The sequence below is a fragment of the Desulfovibrio sp. JC010 genome, assembly GCF_010470675.1.
In the GTDB taxonomy this organism is placed as follows: Bacteria; Desulfobacterota; Desulfovibrionia; order Desulfovibrionales; family Desulfovibrionaceae; genus Maridesulfovibrio.
Window position 1 is genome coordinate 1 of sequence record NZ_VOIQ01000028.1, and the last position, 15,716, is coordinate 15,716.

The window sequence follows — 15,716 nt, forward strand, 5'->3', positions numbered from 1 at the left end:
TTTATCTTTCGAAGTAAATGGTTCTCAGGAACCAATTCTTCAATCGTAACCAACTCAACAGTGACTTGCTTTTGCTCAGGCTTTTTTAACATGCAAACAATATAAAAAAGTCCTCACCAAAAGGCGAGGACTTTGTCAGCAATCTGAACCCGCAAACATTTAAATGTTTGCGGGTTGCGTTTCACATATCCGACTGACGCATGCTCAGTGAAATCCTCTTGCGCTGGATATCCACTTCAAGCACCTTCACTTTCAAGGTTTGCCCCGGATGAACAACAGTTGCCGGGTCACGCACGAACTCATCAGCCATGCGGCTGATATGCACCAGTCCGTCCTGATGGACACCGATATCCACAAAAGCCCCGAAGGCGGTAACATTAGTCACAATGCCGTTGAGGATCATGCCCTCACGCAGGTCTGAAACTTCCTTTACGGAATCATCAAAGCGCACGGCTTCGAACTGCCTGCGCGGATCACGTCCCGGCTTTTCCAACTCCTCCATGATATCTTCAAGAGTCGGTAAGCCCAGATCATCGGAAACATAATCCTGCAAATTTACCTTGGACCGCAACTCAGCGGACTTAATCAACTCGGCAACATCGGCACCGAGATCCTTGGCGATTCCAGCCACGGCCTTGTACCGTTCCGGGTGAACTGCCGTTCCGTCCAGCGGATTCCTGGCCCCGCGAATACGCAGGAAGCCCGCGCACTGTTCAAAAGCTTTGGGACCGAGACGGGGAACCTTGAGCAGTTCCCGGCGTGAACCAAAGGGGCCGTTCTCCTCACGAAATTTAATCACATTTGCCGCCAGCACCGGCCCCAGCCCGGAAACGGATTGCAGCAGCCGCGCACTGGCGGTGTTAAGTTCCACGCCGACCATGTTCACGCAGGATTCCACCACCCGGCCTAAGCTCTCCGCCAAACCCTTCTGGTCCACATCATGCTGGTACTGGCCCACGCCGATGGATTTGGGATCAATCTTAACCAGTTCCGCCAGCGGATCCATGAGCCTGCGCCCGATGGAAACAGCCCCGCGCACGGTGATATCGTAATCCGGGAATTCCTCACGGGCGATCTCCGAAGCGGAATAAACCGAGGCCCCGGATTCATTGACCATGATCACCTGAATCGACGAATCAAGCCCCAGTTCTTTCACAAACTGCTCGGTCTCGCGCCCGGCTGTTCCGTTGCCGATGGCAACGGCTTCAATATCGTACTTATCCACCAGAGCGGAAACAATGCGCGCGGCTTCTTTCTTCTTGCCTTCAGAAGTGACCGGATAAATGGTCTCGTTGTGCAGCAGGGTTCCCTGTGCATCAAGGCAGACCAGCTTGGCCCCGGTGCGGAAACCCGGATCAAGGGCCAGCACCCGCTTGCCGCCGAGGGGCGGAGAAAGCAGGATTTCACGCAAATTGGCGGCAAAAATATTAATCGCTTCAGTCTCAGCCTTTTCCAGCAGGACCCCGCGAAGTTCTGTTTCCATCTGCGGAGCCAGCAGTCGCTTGTAGCTGTCTGTGGCAGCCTGCTCCACCTGCCTGGAGGCCGCAGAATTTGAACGGACCAGCTTGCGATGCAGGATATCAAGCCCTGCGGATTCTTCCGGACGGATGGAAACCTTCAGAAATTTATCGCGCTCACCACGAAACAGAGCCAGAATTCGATGTCCGGCAGCTTTTTTGGCAGGTTCACGCCAATCAAACCAGTCCCGGAACTTGGAAGCCTTGTCCTTGTTCTCGTCAGCCTGCGCGGCCTTGGTGGGTTTGGATTCAATCAGGGCCTTGCGCTCAAACAAAAAACGTACCGCATCACGGGTTACCGTATTCTCAGCAATCTTTTCAGCGATGATATCACGCGCTCCGGCCAGAGCATCGTCCACGGATTCCACTCCCTTTTCCGCAGAAACATAAGGCTGCGCTTCCTGAACAGGATCGCATTTCTGGGCAAAAATCTTATAAGCCAGCGGTTCCAGACCTTTCTGGATCGCAGCCTGTCCCTTGGTTTTACGCTTGGGCTTGTAGGGCAGGTACAGATCCTCAAGCTGGCGCATGGTCTCGGCAGCTTCGATTTTTTTACGCAAGCCGTCATCAAGTTTGCCCTGCTCCTCAATGGATTTGAGCACGGTTTCGCGCCGTTTATCCAGCTCTTTCAGCTTTTCAAAAAGGTCACTGACATTTGAGACCGCCACTTCATCAAGAGAGCCTGTAGCTTCCTTGCGGTAACGGGAAATAAAAGGGATGGTCGCACCTTCGTCAAGAAGGCCGACCACCGCTTTTACATTATTGGATGGAATACTGAGTTCAGACGAAATTCGGGATATATTTTTGGAATTCATAAATGCAAGATAATGTAGATTTAGCGAGCTACGTGCGAAGCAAACTAAAAGGTTTTGGGATTCTTAACCCCTTTTGCAAAAGGGGTTAAGGCCCCCGACAGGGCCGCCGGAGGCATCAAAATTACTGACTTGATTCTTCTTTCTGAAGTTCTTCGGGAGAAAGGGACCAGAAGGGAGTGCCGTCTTTGGTGAGGCGAAACTTGTATTTGCGTTCTTCCCCGGCCTTGAGTTTGGCGGCCATGTATTCGTACTCGCCGTCAAGCTCCACCAGCACGCCATAGACCTTGACCCGCACACCGGGACGCAGGTCCTTGATACGCGGTTCCACAAAATCCTTGGGGCCGAGATGCACAAGCACTTCTTCACCGTCTTCCTTGTCCTTCACAAGCACGGCCACACCTTCAGTCATGCCGTCCATGGGAGTATAGTCCTTGATTTTCAGAAGCGTTCCCTTAAAAACATCACGGTCGGTGTTATCGTAAAGACTGTCATATTCGCCGCCTTTTTCCCAGCCCTTGATGTCCATTTCAGCTGCATAAGCAGAGGACACAAAAAGTACTGCGACACAAAACACTACCGGAAAGAAAAATCTTTTAAGCACAATAAAACTCCTTTGAATAAAACTACTTGTCAGCAAGAAATTTATTAAAAGCCCGCAGGGTGAGCAATTTGACATCCGCATCCAGACCGCCGTTCATGAAATTGGTGCGTACGAATTCGGTAAACACCTGTCCGGTTTTCACGTCCACGAGAAAAATCCGGACGTAATCACAACGGGATTCATAGGCAAAATCAGGATCCCGCGTATAATTATCCGCAGAAATATCGTAAAGCAGGGCCAGATCGGCATCCAGACCGGAAAGTACGGCCTGAACTTCAGGCACAACCGGATACTGTTTTCCATACTTGCGGAGTTCCCACAAGCCGGATTTCTGAATGTTTTCCAGAAGGTCAACATCGCCGCCGTTGACGGCATAGGCCGACCATTTAAATTCAAAGGTTCCGGCCTGTTTACAAGCTTTCAACACAGACTGGGTCATGCGCCAGCGGTACTTGAAGTCAAAATCCATGGTCGTTGTCTGCCAGGGCAGCAAAGCCAGTTTATAAACCTTGCCTCCAGTATCAAAGGGAGTGGTATACCTTTCGATACGTGCGCAGGAAGCGCAGACAAGACAAAGAACCAGAATCAGCAAAAATCTTTTCATGACAACCTCATTTTTACAGGGATATCCTTTTTTATAACGGCTTGGATCATATGTCCATAGAACCGAAATATGCTTGGCGTCCGGCCCGTTTGCCGTTACACTCCGGCAGTTTTGTAAGAGCGGAGGAGAATATGTCCGATAAAAAAAAGGCCCAGAAACTTTCCAGAAGAGGATTCCTGTTCGGCGGATTCAGGAAAAAAGAAGACCGTGAACAGCTGCAAAGCGCGGCCAAACCCATCGCGGCCAAGGAAGTCAATCTCGACACCCTCGCTGAAGCCAACGTGGCTTACGAGAACAGTCGCTACGAAGAAGCCGCCGCAAAGTACAAAGAATTCATCAAGACCGAACCGCAGAACGCCGATGCCCGCAAGAGGCACGGCCATTGTTTGTACAAGATCGAAAAATACATTCAGGCCAAGGTGGAATTCGAAAGGGCCATCCGTATTCTCGGCAAAGACAACTTCTCCTACCTCTATCTCGGACTTGTACTCTGCCGCGCCGGATCCGGAAAAAAAGCCGTCCCGGTCTGGAAACTCTATTTCGACCCCGAAAACATCACTCTGCAGCGCGAGATCAATCTACAAATCGCACTCATCGAGTCCGACCCCGAAGCCTCCTTCGAAGACGCCGCCAACATGGTGGAACGGGTCATCGAAGAAACAGCTCTGACAGCTTAAAAAGCAATTTTATACAAGAACTACAAAGAATTCTCTGCTACTAGTTTTCCAAACTACACGGCGGAGCCCTACTAAAAAGTTTTGGGATTCTTAAACCCTTTTCCCAAAAGGGTTTAAGGCCCCCGGCAGGGCCGCCGGAGGCTTACTCAGCAGCCAGTTCACCAAGACGGCGCACGCCGGCCTGTATCTCCTCGCTCCAGAGTGATCCGCTGGAAAGACGGATATAGTTTGAAAACACATCCTGCGGCGAAAAGACGGTTCCGGGCACAATGCCGATTCCTTCTTCACGGGCCTTGAAAAATAGCTCCACGCCGTCCTTGTCCTCGGGCAGCTCCACCCAGAGCACTGACCCGCCTTTGGGATTGGTGACCTTGGTACCTTCGGGGAAAGCGAGACCGATCTCGGTGCGCATCTTCTGCATCTGGTCCTTCATGGCCGAACGCAACTTCTTGAGATGACGGTCATAAAGGGTCTCGCGCAGGTAGCGTCCGATTGCCATCTGGGTGGCGGCAACGCAGGAAACATTTGTGGTGGCTTTGATCTCAAGGGCCTTTTCCAGAAACCGACCCGGTGCCAGCCAACCGACCCGGTAACCGGGGGCGATGGTCTTGGAAAAGGATGAACAGAGCAGCACCCCGCCATCACGGTCGTAGGACTTAAGTGTACGCGGCCGGGAATCACCGAAATATATTTCCCCGTAGACATCATCTTCTACCAGCGGAATTTTACGTTTGGCGAGAATTTCAACAATTTCTTTTTTACGGGCATCCGAAGTAAGCCCCCCGTCAGGATTGTTGAAATTAGGCGAAAAGATACAGGCTTTGATGTCAAAAGTACGGGTGATGTCCTCCACCCGATCCGGGTTGATCCCCTTCTTGGGACAGGATGGCATTTCAATGGCCCGCAAGCCGAGATTCTCCACCAATTGCAGAAAACAGTAATAGGATGGAGACTGGATAAGCACCAGGTCACCGGGCCGGGTCAGGGTGCGCAGGGAAATATACAATGCCTCCATGGCCCCGGTGGTGATGATCAATTCATCGGCAGTGACATTGGAACCGCAATCCACGGAACGGAACGCAATCTGGCGGCGCAGATCGAGGTTGCCGGGGATCATTTCATACCCGGCTGTATCGAGAGGGTTTTCCCGGATAACAGAGTTCATTATCTTGGCAAGCTGGCGGGTGGGCAGCAGATCATTGCTGGGACAGACCACGCCCAGCGGCAGCAGATCCTTGTTACCCACAGTTTCAAGAGCTGTGCGGATGAGTTTATTCTTGGTCACCAGATGCGGTTCCAGCTTCTGGGTAGTCTTGATTTCCGGGGTGGGGATAGTGCGGAACTCGCTGCGCACGTAATAACCGGAACGGGGCCGGGATTCGATCAGTCCGCGCTTTTCCAGTTCCTCGTAAGCATGGGAAACAGTTGAAATGGAAACTTTGAGGATTTTGCTCATCTGGCGCAGTGAAGGCAGCTTGTCACCGGGCACAAGATCCCCGGCCTCAATATGGGTTGAAAGTTCCTGCTCAACTTTTTTGTATCTGTACTGATTGTCTGAACTGTCCAGATTCATAGTATTTTCCCTCACTACTCAAAACTGTTATGGTCCATTTTTTTCAAATCTGTATCTGTACTGATGTCAGATTTCATGTAGACTGGCAAGCAGATCGAAATAGCAAATTTGAATTTTAGGAAAGGGAGAGGTAAACATGGAATCCGTCATGAATTCCCAGAAAATAAAACAAAGCAGCGTGCTGCTCTCAGCATTCAAGCAGGCCCTGCCCATCGTACTCGGCTACCTGCCCGTGGGTTTTGCCTACGGCGTGCTGGCCCGCAAATCCGGTATTTCCATTGACAACACTGTGATCATGTCCCTGATCGTTTTCGCCGGATCAGCACAGTTTATCGCCGTGGGCTTAATCGCTTCCGGTGCCTCCGCCCTCTCGGTGATCATCACCACCTTCATCGTCAACCTGCGCCACATGCTCATGTCCGCGGCCCTTTCGCCTTACCTTAAGAAATGGTCCAAGCTTGAGATAGCCGGGTTCACCTTTCAGCTCACCGATGAAAGTTTCGCCGTGCACTCCACCCGCTTTGCGGACGGCGACACCCGCAAGAGCGAAACCTTCCTGATCAACTCCATTGCGCAGGCCGCGTGGGTGGGCGGAACCGTGCTGGGCATATTCTCCAGTACACTCATAAATGACGTAAAGCCCATGGGCCTTGATTACGCGCTTCCAGGCATGTTCATCGCCCTGCTCATTTTCCAGATCAAGGACAAAAGCCACGTCATCGTCGGGATAATTACCGGGCTGTTATCAACCGCACTGGCTCTCGGCGGCGCAGGCCAATGGAACGTAATCATCGCCACCCTGATCGGCACAACTCTCGGCGCGGCAGTTAAATGGGGGAATAAATAATGGACCAGCAAACAATACTTTTCACCCTTTTCGGTATGATGGCGGTCACCTACATCCCGCGCATGCTCCCGGCCATGGCCTTAAGCTCCCGCAACCTGCCGCCCATCGTGGTCAAGTGGCTCTCCTACGTACCCACGGCGGTGCTTTCCGCCCTGCTGATGCCCTCCCTGCTCGCCCCGGAAGGCATCATTGATCTCAGCTTCAGCAACCTTTACTTCTGGGTGGCAGTGCCTACCTTTGCGGTAGCCATGTACACCCGCAATTTCTTCGGCACCGTGGCTGTCGGTATGGGCTTGGTGGCAGCAGCCAGATATTTCCTGTAATTTCAGCAACAAAAGGATTTAAAAATGATCTCACGTGATGAAGCACTCGAACTGCTCAAGACAAACGTAAAAGAAGAAAACCTGATCCAGCATTCCCTTGAATCCGAAGCCGTGCTCGGCGCGCTGGCTGAAAAGCTGGGACAGGATGTGGAACTCTGGTCCATGACCGGGCTGCTGCACGATCTCGATTACAGCGAGACCGCCGAAACCCCGGAAAAGCACGGCCTCATCGCCGCTGAAATGCTTGAAGGCAAGCTGCCCACGGAAGCAATTCAGGCCATCCGCGCCCACAACGGCGACATGACCGGAATAACCCCGCAGTCTGATTTTGATTTTGCCTTGCGTTGCGGTGAAACAGTAACCGGGCTGATCCACGCCAACGCGCTTATGCGTCCTGAAAGAATGAACGGTATGAAGCCCAAGAGTCTCAAGAAAAAAATGAAAGCCAAGGCCTTCGCCGCCAGCGTGGATCGTGAGATCATCAAGGAATGCGACAAAATAGGTCTCGAACTGGGTGACTTTTTTGCTATTTCTATCGAAGCCGTGACTCGAGTAGCACCTGAAGTAGGTCTTGATTAGATTCAGTTTTGATGCGCTATCGCGCTTTTTAATGAAAAGATTTTGCCTTCGGCGACCCTGCCGGGGGCCTAAAACCCTTTGAAAAGGGTTTTAGAATCCCAAACTTTTTCATTATGCTTCGCAGCTTCGCTTGAAAAAGCCGGGTGAGCTTAAGATATTTTAGATTGTTTGAACTCCAAACGTTTGTTCCCTGCTGGAACAATCACCCAAAAAGCGGGCCGACATTTGCCAGAAATGTCGGCCCGCTTTGAGGTTTTTAAGGAAGGATGAAATTTATTTTTGCTGCTGGGCTTCGTGGAAGATGTTCAGGATTTCTACGGAGGTGTCTTTTATGTCCAAGCCCCATTTTTCAAATGCTTCTTCAACTTGTTCGCTGGACGCAAATTCTCCTGCATCAGCTTGACCAAGACTTTCTTTTATACGTGAGGTCTGCTCGTTTTGTTCAAAAAATGTACCCATACAAAACTCCTTTTCTACGAAACGTACCGTAGCCCTATTTTTACCTAAACAATCCTACGATCCTTCAGCATTTGAGTCGCCACGTTTTCTTTTTCCGTGCCAAAGCTGAACGACACCTACGACAACAGAAAAAATCAAGGCAATTATCGATATATAAAAACTCTTTGTTGAATCAGCAAGGTACTCCATAACTAATCTATTCTGATGCTGAAGCTGATCGGCAATATTATTAACATCAGACTGTATCACTCCATATTCGTCACCTAATTTCTGTTGGATGTTCTCAAAATAATTCTTTTGTCCAACTTCGAGCTTATCGAACGGATTTCGAACACCATACTCTTTAATTACATTATCAATCAAAGCAAGTTCGGTTGAATTGACACTCCTCATGAATAAGTCAGATTTAATATCATTCAAAACATTAGACAAAGGCTCACCCATCTCATACAATTCACTTTTTTTACTACCACCCAAAACACCTGTAGTTGAAATAACTCTTTTATTTAAAAAAATATGCTTCACAGTATCTAAATCAGCACCATTATTAACTGCTATAACAATATTTTTCTTCATTTCTTCTTTAATAAACCCATGTTCTCCTTCAACTACAAGCAGAATAGCACCCAAGGATATAGCTATCATGTAAGGATAAAAAAACAAATCAAACAGATCAATCTTACTAAAAACTCTCTTAAAAAAAATAAACATACTATTGTCTCAAAAAAATCAGATCTTAATCAATCTAGATTCATTAACTACACCATAAATTTAACTCAGCAATCTATATAATATCTTTACAAAAAAGGCGAGAACTAGATGTCCTCGCCCATGATCTTTAAATAGGATATTTACTTACCCCACCCCCCGCCACCGGGAGTTTCCATGCGTACCACATCACCCTTCTTCAAAGGCGTATGAAACTTACCGGGCTGCACAATCTCTTCACCATCGCGGATCAGAATATTCTTGCCGGGTGTTCCGGGACTTCCGCCCTGTAAGCCGTATGGCGCATTGACCCGACGCTCGGAAAGCACGGTGATTTCGCAGGCTGAAAGCAGCTCAATCTCACGCACGAGACCGTCACCGCCGGGAATCCTGCCTGCTCCGCCTGTATTCTTGCGGATACAGTAGGTCTTGACCCGGAAAGGATAGCTGTATTCGAGGGCTTCCACCGGGGTATTCAGGGTGTTGGTCATGTGCGAATGGGTGGCGTGCTCACCACGACAGGTGGCGGATGCGCCCATGCCTCCGGCGAGAGTTTCGTAGTAGGCAAAAGGCTTGCCTGTGCGCTCATCCATGCCGCCGATGGTCATGTTGTTCATAGTGCCCTGACTTGCCGCCGGAATGCGCTGCGGTATGGCTTCGGCAAGTGCGCCAAGGACTACGTCCACCACGCGCTGGGAAGTTTCCACGTTACCCCCCGCAACTGCTGCGGGGAAATTGGCATCAAGGATGGAACCTTTGCGGGTCAACACTTCGATGGGGCGCAGGATGCCTGCGTTGGTGGGTACATCACCTTCGATAAGCGAGCGGAACACGTACAGCACAGCGGAAAGAGTGATGGAACGCACCGCGTTGACACTGCCGCTGACCTGATCGCCGGACGCGGTAAAATCGAGCTTGGCACTGTCGCCTTTAACTTCCATGACCACGGAGATAGGTACATTTTCGCAATCCACGCCGTCACCGTCCATGTAGTCGGTGAAGTTATAGGTGCCGTCCGGGATGGACTTGATGGTGTTGCGGGTGATGGATTCGGCGTAGTCGTTCAGGCTGGCGGCGTAGAAATCAACCTTCTCAAGGCCGTACTTGCCGATGAGTTCCTTAAGGCGGGTCACCCCGGTCAGGTTGGCCATGATCTGGGCAGCGAAATCGCCCTCGCGTTCCACCGGAGTGCGCACGTTGTTGAGCAGCAGGGTCATGACTCCGGATACAATTTCGCCGTTTTCCACGATTTTCACCGGGGGAATGATGATCCCTTCCTGATACAGGGAAGTGGAAAGAGGCATGGAGCCGGAAGCCATGCCGCCCACATCAGAATGATGGGCACGGTTGGCTACGTAAAAGGCGGGTTCGCTGGAACCGTCACAAAAGACCGGAGCCACAAGGGTGATATCCGGCAGATGGGTTCCGCCCTTGAAAGGATCGTTAAGCATAACCATGTCGCCTTCCTTGAAATCGCTGTTTTCAATGGCGGATTTCACGGACAGGGGCATGGAACCGAGATGCACCGGAATATGCGCGGCCTGCGCCACCATGTCGCCTTTGTGGTCGAACACCGCACAGGAAAGGTCGCGCCGTTCTTTAATATTGGGGGAAAACGCGGTCCGGGTCAGGGTTACGCCCATTTCCTCGGAGATGGCCGCAAACCTGTTCTTGAAAACCTCAAGGAGGATCGGATTCACATTCATTATATATAAACCTCCTGACTACTCGATGTCGAAAATAAGGTTGCCGTAAGGATCGACCTCACCCTTGGCAAAGGGCGGGATAACCAGTGTGGAACTGTACTCAATGATGATCGCCGGGCCGTCCACCTTGTTGCCGGGGCGCAGCTTCTCGCGGTTGAGAATGCGGGTTTCCATCTTGCTGGAATCAAAGACGGTCTCGGTGGTTCCGAGCAGTGCTTCGGGGTCCATTTCAGCAACCAGCGCGCCTGCTTCCGGGAATTCCGGCTTGGTGGGCATGCCCTTGGTCCGCAGACGGATATTGACGATTTCAACGGTCTTGTCATCGTTGCGGTAGCCGTAGTTCTGCTTATGCAGGCGGGAGAATTCCTCAATCCAGTCACCGCTGAAAGGCACGATGATTTCAAAGGATTGACCCTGATAGCGCATGTCCAGAAAACGTTCCACAATGATATCATCAGAGGCAAAACCCTCTTCAGCCAGATCGGCGCGGCCCTGAGCTTCCAGCGGGGCAAAAAGCTCTTCGAGATCCACGTCATTGGTATTGTGCTGATCGCGCATGACGGTCAGGGAGTAGTCTTTGATGACATCAGCCATGACCATGCCTACTGCGGAAAGAATGCCCGGATTGTTGGGAATGAACAGCTTGGGAATGGAAAGCAGTTTGGCAAGGAAGGCGCAATGCATGCCGCCCGCACCGCCGAAGGAAAACATGGTAAATTCGCGGGGATCGAAACCACGCTCCACGGAAATTACGCGGATGGCCCGCTCCATGTTGGTGTTGGCGATATCGAGGATACCTTCAGCCAGTTCCACCGGAGTGAGGCCCGCTTTTTCTGCCATTTCTTCCATGGCCTGATTCAGCTTTTCGGTCTTAAGGGACATCTCACCGCCGAGGAAATGTTCTGGAATAAGGCGTCCAAGGTAAAGGTTGGCGTCGGTCACAGTAATCTCGGAACCCTTGCCGTAACAGATCGGTCCCGGATCGGCCCCCGCACTTTCAGGACCTACGGTCAGCGACCCACCGGCATCAAGACGGGCAATGGAACCACCACCCGCACCGACAGTGTGGATGTCGATCATGGGCACCTTGACCGGATAATCCTCAATTGCGGACTCAAGGGTCAGAGGCAGCTCTTCATTAATTAAGGCAACATCGGAGGAAGTTCCGCCCATGTCGAAGGTGATCAGGCGATCGCACCCGGCCATCTGTCCGATGGCGTGTGCGCCCACAGCACCCCCGGCAGGACCGGAAAGAATGGTCCGCACCGACTCGTTCATGGCGGTTTCAGCGGAGATGGAACCACCGTTACTCTGCATGATCCGCAGAGGATCTTCACCAAGTGTTTGCTGCAACTTGGTCAGATACTTGGTCATCTTGGGGGAAACATAAGCATTGATGACGGTGGTGGAAGTACGTTCAAACTCGCGGAACTCGGCCAGAATTTCGTGGGAAACGGAAACCGGGACATCAATCTGCTCCAGAAGTTCGCGCATTCTGTTCTCATGCTCAGGATTTAAATAGGAAAAAAGGAGACAAAGTGCGACTGATTCGACACCGGAATCTTTGATTCTCTGCAAAATATTCTGCACTTTTTCCTCAGAAAACGGTTCAATTTCGTTCCCTTCATGATCGATTCTTCCACTGATTCCGAAGCGAAGTTCCGGCGGAACGATATGCGGCTTTTTACAAAAAGATAAATCATAGAGATCGGAACGGTTCTGCCTTCCGATCTGGATAACATCTTCAAAACCCTCATTAGTGATCAGGGCAGTCTTCACACCTTTACGCTCAAGAATGGCGTTGGTGGCGACAGTGGAACCGTGCACGACCTGCACTGCCCGGTCCCCGGCAATATGCTTAATCCCGTTAATCACTGCCTCGGAAGGGTCATGAGGGGTGGAGAGACGTTTGTGTACGCCCCATTTATCTCCATCCTTGTAAATAAAATCCGTAAATGTTCCTCCGGTATCAACTCCGATTATCAGCACTATATATCCTCCGCTGGGTAGTCTTAAATCTCTTTTACAAAAACTGTGATTTGTCATTTTACTTAGTGTCTATTATTCAATTCGAGCAAACTTTACCCAATTTTGTCTACGATTAAAAGATTTTATTTTTGCAAAATTCTGTGTATAAACACTCTTACTTCGCTCAATCCACCAAAAAAACGAACAATGTATTTTTAAAATACTCGTAAAACTGTTCACCTTTTTTCGAGTTTTTTAATTTTTAGCAAACATTAAAAACCAAATAACGGATACTTTTTAAAACAATATTTCTCAAATAACAAAAACAGCAAAACTCAACACGGAGGATTCTCATGTTAAAACGGATCATCACCCCCCTGCTCATGGTTCTGGCCTTTGCCGTTTCCGCACAGGCTGCAGAACTCAAGATGGACTGTAACGCCATTTACGGTGCCACCAACTTTCATTCTCAGGGTGCCAAACTCTTTGCCGACAAGGTAGCTGAATACACCTCCGGTTCAGTTCAAATCACCGTCCACCCCGGCGGCAGCCTCGGCTTCAAAGGCCCTGAGCTTCTCAAAACAGTTAAAGACGGCACTCTGCCCATGTCCGATATCCTCATGGGCGTTGTTTCCGGTTCCGATCAGGTTTTCGGCATAAGCTCCATGCCCCTGCTGGCAAAAGACTACGCTGAAGCAAAAAAACTCTACGCAGCAGCCAAGCCCTACTATGAAAAAGCCTGCAAAAAGTGGAACCAGAAAATGCTCTACGCTGCTCCTTGGCCTCCCAGCGGACTTTTCACCAAAAAGCCCCTCAAAACCGTTGCGGATTTCAAAGGTCTCAAGACCCGTACCTACGACAAAAACGGAGCAGAACTGCTCCGCGCCACCGGTGCCAGCCCCATGTCCCTGCCCTGGGGAGAACTCTATTCCGCACTGCAGACAGGACTCGCAAACTCTGTGCTGACCTCCGCTGTATCCGGCAAGGACGGCAAGTTCTGGGAGACCCTCAAATATTTCAACAACATTAACTATGCCTTCCCCCTGAACATGATGGTAATCAACAAAGATTACTGGGATGCCATGAACCCCAAACAGCAGGAAGCCATGCTCAAAGCAGCAGCTGAAGTTGAAGCCTACCAGTGGGAACAGTCTGCAAAAAGCAACGCGGAAGCTCTCAAAATCATCGCGGAAAAGGGCATCGTAATCTCCGAACCTTCCAAGGAGATTAACGAAATGCTGCACAAAGAATCCAAGCTCATGCTTGAAAACACCATGAAAAATGCCAAAAAAGGCTTCAAATCCGTCATCAAAGCTTACGAAAAGTAGAATTCCATGCGTGCAATTATCAGATTAATCGAGGGCCTCTCCATTGGAGGGGCCTTTCTTTCAGCAGCCGGGATGCTCTTCATTGTGGCCCTTGTGGTCATTGAAATCTTCCTGCGTGCGGTGCTGAATACATCCACCCTTGTTTCCAGTGAATACGGCGGCTATGCCCTCGTTTTCCTGATTCTGACCGGGCTTGCCTACACCATGAAGGAAGATGGGCTGATCAGGATCAACCTGCTTACCTCACATTTTTCCGAGAACGGCAAACGGATTGCCGACATCGTTTCCGGGATTATCGGAGCGGCAATCACTGCTTTTGCGCTCAAGTATACGATATCCATGGTCTACGAAACATGGGATCTTGAAATGACTGCGGACACCATTGCCGAAACACCGCTCTGGATTCCGCAGCTTGCTATTCCCGTGGGGCTGGGCCTGCTTCTGCTCCAGATCATCGCTTTTATTGCCAGGAGAGCTATTAATGATAAGTGATCCCTTGATGCTGGCCGTCGCCCTTGTGGGGGCCATGGTTCTATTTCTGCTTTCCGGCCTATGGATCGGATTTTCACTCTACGCAGCAGCAATCTGCGGCATGCTTTTCTGCAAGATGAACCTGCCGCCGACCATTTCCGTGTGGGATAAAATCGGCGACCTCATGGCAAATTCCCTGTGGAACACCATGAACTCGTGGCCTCTTTCGGCCCTGCCGCTGTTCATTCTTATGGGTGAAATCCTGTACCGCACATCCATTTCCACCCGGCTGCTCAACGGTCTGGTACCGTGGCTGTCCAACATTCCGGGCCGCCTCTACCACATCAACGTAGTGGCCTGTTCACTTTTCGCAGCTGTTTCCGGCTCAAGTGCGGCCACCACCGCCACCGTGGGCAAGATCACCTTTAACGAACTTTCCGAACGCGGCTACCATAAAAGCCTCGCCATCGGTTCCCTTGCCGGGTCCGGCACACTGGGCTTTTTGATCCCGCCCAGCCTGATCATGATTATCTACGGCATCCTCTCCGATACTTCCATCGGACAGCTTTTCATTGCCGGGGTAATTCCGGGTCTGACCCTCGCGGGAGTCTATTCCATCTACATCATTGTACGCTGCATGATGGACCCCACTCTTGTTCCGCAGGACAAGGAAACCTTCACCGCTGCCCAGCGCATTGAATCCCTGAAAGACCTTTTCCCGGTCTTCCTGCTCATCACCGTAGTACTCGGCGGCATCTATGCCGGACTGACCACCCCCACAGAAGCGGCGGTCATCGGTGTGCTCGGCGCGCTCGGCATTGCTTTCTGGTTCAAGAACCTGACCCTGTCCAATTTCAAGGAAGCACTGCTTTCCGCTGTAAAAACCAGCGGCATGATCTGCTTCATTATCTGCGGCGCGGCCTTTCTTTCCCAGGTTGTCGGTTTCCTCGGAATTGCCACGGCTCTCAGTAAATACATCGGCACCTTGAACCTGTCGCCGTACATGCTCATCTTCGTGCTCGGCATCATGTACGTCATGCTGGGCATGATCCTCGACGGTATTTCCATCGTGGTCATGACCCTGCCCATCGTGCTGCCCATCGTCACCGCCGCCGGGTTCGACCCGCTCTGGTTCGGTATCTTCGTGGTCTTCATGGTCGAGCTTTCGCAGGTGACACCGCCCGTTGGATTCTCCATATTCGTCATCCAGTACATTACCGGAGACGACGTAAAAGACATTCTCAAGGCGACATTTCCCTTCTTCGTCATCATGGTGCTGATGGTGATTCTGGTGACCATGTTCCCGGAAATCGTCTTCTACCTGCCTGAAAAAATGATCAGGACTTAAAAAACTAAACAAAAAGTCCCCGCAAAGTTTAACTTTACGGGGACTTCAGATTGCTGACAAAGTCCTCGCCTTTTGGTGAGGACTTTTTTATATTGTTTGCATGTTAAAAAAGCCTGAGCAAAAGCAAGTCACTGTTGAGTTGGTTACGATTGAAGAATTGGTTCCTGAGAACCATTTACTTCGAAAGATAAA

At 50.7% G+C, this 15,716-nt stretch carries 15 protein-coding genes; 7 read left to right on the plus strand and 8 right to left on the minus strand.

Features of this window, described 5'->3' with window-relative positions:
- Positions 1-181 precede the first annotated feature (181 nt).
- The 3 genes from FMR86_RS20070 to FMR86_RS20080 all read right to left on the minus strand — a co-directional run bounded on the left by FMR86_RS20070 (position 182) and on the right by FMR86_RS20080 (position 3,537).
- On the minus strand, positions 182-2,332 hold the full coding sequence (locus FMR86_RS20070; RefSeq protein ID WP_163353210.1) for a Tex family protein: 2,151 nt from the start codon (positions 2,330-2,332) through the stop codon (positions 182-184).
- Between the two features lie 121 nt (positions 2,333-2,453).
- Entirely contained in the window at positions 2,454-2,933 is a 480-nt protein-coding gene (locus tag FMR86_RS20075; protein WP_163353212.1) for a hypothetical protein, read from the minus strand.
- A gap of 22 nt (positions 2,934-2,955) precedes the next feature.
- Positions 2,956-3,537: a hypothetical protein gene (locus tag FMR86_RS20080; protein ID WP_163353214.1), complete on the minus strand. Its 582-nt coding sequence runs from the start codon at positions 3,535-3,537 to the stop codon at positions 2,956-2,958.
- Positions 3,538-3,668: 131 nt separating this feature from the next.
- Here FMR86_RS20080 and FMR86_RS20085 point away from each other — a divergent pair, with 131 nt between their 5' ends.
- Positions 3,669-4,214 carry a M48 family metallopeptidase gene (locus FMR86_RS20085; protein WP_163353216.1) on the plus strand — a complete coding sequence of 182 codons (546 nt, stop codon included), beginning with the start codon at positions 3,669-3,671 and terminating at the stop codon, positions 4,212-4,214.
- 142 nt (positions 4,215-4,356) lie between these two features.
- On the opposite strand, the gene FMR86_RS20090 is transcribed toward FMR86_RS20085, so the two are convergent.
- Positions 4,357-5,787, minus strand: coding sequence for a PLP-dependent aminotransferase family protein (locus FMR86_RS20090; RefSeq protein ID WP_163353217.1), 1,431 nt, complete (start codon positions 5,785-5,787; stop codon positions 4,357-4,359).
- A gap of 136 nt (positions 5,788-5,923) precedes the next feature.
- Here FMR86_RS20090 and FMR86_RS20095 point away from each other — a divergent pair, with 136 nt between their 5' ends.
- Genes FMR86_RS20095 through FMR86_RS20105 form a run of 3 tightly spaced genes read left to right on the plus strand, consistent with a single transcriptional unit; the run spans position 5,924 to position 7,536 of the window.
- Complete coding sequence (locus FMR86_RS20095) at positions 5,924-6,634, plus strand: AzlC family ABC transporter permease (RefSeq protein WP_163353219.1); 711 nt, start codon at positions 5,924-5,926, stop codon at positions 6,632-6,634.
- Positions 6,634-6,957 carry an AzlD domain-containing protein gene (locus FMR86_RS20100; RefSeq protein WP_163353221.1) on the plus strand — a complete coding sequence of 108 codons (324 nt, stop codon included), beginning with the start codon at positions 6,634-6,636 and terminating at the stop codon, positions 6,955-6,957. Before FMR86_RS20095 ends, FMR86_RS20100 begins: the two co-directional genes overlap by 1 nt.
- A gap of 24 nt (positions 6,958-6,981) precedes the next feature.
- On the plus strand, positions 6,982-7,536 hold the full coding sequence (locus FMR86_RS20105; protein ID WP_163353223.1) for an HDIG domain-containing metalloprotein: 555 nt from the start codon (positions 6,982-6,984) through the stop codon (positions 7,534-7,536).
- Positions 7,537-7,809: 273 nt separating this feature from the next.
- Here the strand turns inward: FMR86_RS20105 and FMR86_RS20110 are convergent, their stop codons facing one another.
- The 4 genes from FMR86_RS20110 to FMR86_RS20125 form a co-directional block, all read right to left on the minus strand.
- Entirely contained in the window at positions 7,810-7,995 is a 186-nt protein-coding gene (locus FMR86_RS20110) for a hypothetical protein (RefSeq protein ID WP_163353225.1), read from the minus strand.
- Between the two features lie 54 nt (positions 7,996-8,049).
- Positions 8,050-8,706: a hypothetical protein gene (locus FMR86_RS20115; protein WP_163353227.1), complete on the minus strand. Its 657-nt coding sequence runs from the start codon at positions 8,704-8,706 to the stop codon at positions 8,050-8,052.
- A gap of 140 nt (positions 8,707-8,846) precedes the next feature.
- Positions 8,847-10,409, minus strand: coding sequence for a hydantoinase B/oxoprolinase family protein (locus FMR86_RS20120; protein WP_163353229.1), 1,563 nt, complete (start codon positions 10,407-10,409; stop codon positions 8,847-8,849).
- Between the two features lie 18 nt (positions 10,410-10,427).
- On the minus strand, positions 10,428-12,398 hold the full coding sequence (locus FMR86_RS20125; RefSeq protein ID WP_163353230.1) for a hydantoinase/oxoprolinase family protein: 1,971 nt from the start codon (positions 12,396-12,398) through the stop codon (positions 10,428-10,430).
- A gap of 332 nt (positions 12,399-12,730) precedes the next feature.
- Between FMR86_RS20125 and FMR86_RS20130 the strand changes: the two genes are divergently transcribed.
- The 3 genes from FMR86_RS20130 to FMR86_RS20140 are packed head-to-tail and all read left to right on the plus strand — an operon-like array spanning position 12,731 to position 15,524.
- Complete coding sequence (locus FMR86_RS20130) at positions 12,731-13,705, plus strand: TRAP transporter substrate-binding protein (protein WP_163353232.1); 975 nt, start codon at positions 12,731-12,733, stop codon at positions 13,703-13,705.
- A gap of 6 nt (positions 13,706-13,711) precedes the next feature.
- The gene (locus FMR86_RS20135; RefSeq protein ID WP_163353234.1) at positions 13,712-14,197 is read left to right on the plus strand and encodes a TRAP transporter small permease subunit; all 486 of its coding nucleotides are present in this window, start codon (positions 13,712-13,714) and stop codon (positions 14,195-14,197) included.
- A complete protein-coding gene (locus tag FMR86_RS20140; protein WP_163353235.1) occupies positions 14,187-15,524 on the plus strand; it encodes a TRAP transporter large permease in 1,338 nt (445 codons plus the stop codon). The genes FMR86_RS20135 and FMR86_RS20140 overlap by 11 nt, the downstream gene beginning before the upstream one ends.
- Positions 15,525-15,716: the final 192 nt, after the last annotated feature.

Coding starts and splice junctions, on each gene's coding strand:
- FMR86_RS20115 (WP_163353227.1), bottom strand. CDS start 8,706: ATGTTTATTTTTTTTAAGAGAGTTTTTAGTAAGATTGATCTGTTTGAT.
- FMR86_RS20140 (WP_163353235.1), top strand. CDS start 14,187: ATGATAAGTGATCCCTTGATGCTGGCCGTCGCCCTTGTGGGGGCCATG.
- FMR86_RS20070 (WP_163353210.1), bottom strand. CDS start 2,332: ATGAATTCCAAAAATATATCCCGAATTTCGTCTGAACTCAGTATTCCA.
- FMR86_RS20120 (WP_163353229.1), bottom strand. CDS start 10,409: ATGAATGTGAATCCGATCCTCCTTGAGGTTTTCAAGAACAGGTTTGCG.
- FMR86_RS20100 (WP_163353221.1), top strand. CDS start 6,634: ATGGACCAGCAAACAATACTTTTCACCCTTTTCGGTATGATGGCGGTC.
- FMR86_RS20135 (WP_163353234.1), top strand. CDS start 13,712: ATGCGTGCAATTATCAGATTAATCGAGGGCCTCTCCATTGGAGGGGCC.
- FMR86_RS20085 (WP_163353216.1), top strand. CDS start 3,669: ATGTCCGATAAAAAAAAGGCCCAGAAACTTTCCAGAAGAGGATTCCTG.
- FMR86_RS20130 (WP_163353232.1), top strand. CDS start 12,731: ATGTTAAAACGGATCATCACCCCCCTGCTCATGGTTCTGGCCTTTGCC.
- FMR86_RS20110 (WP_163353225.1), bottom strand. CDS start 7,995: ATGGGTACATTTTTTGAACAAAACGAGCAGACCTCACGTATAAAAGAA.
- FMR86_RS20105 (WP_163353223.1), top strand. CDS start 6,982: ATGATCTCACGTGATGAAGCACTCGAACTGCTCAAGACAAACGTAAAA.
- FMR86_RS20095 (WP_163353219.1), top strand. CDS start 5,924: ATGGAATCCGTCATGAATTCCCAGAAAATAAAACAAAGCAGCGTGCTG.
- FMR86_RS20090 (WP_163353217.1), bottom strand. CDS start 5,787: ATGAATCTGGACAGTTCAGACAATCAGTACAGATACAAAAAAGTTGAG.
- FMR86_RS20080 (WP_163353214.1), bottom strand. CDS start 3,537: ATGAAAAGATTTTTGCTGATTCTGGTTCTTTGTCTTGTCTGCGCTTCC.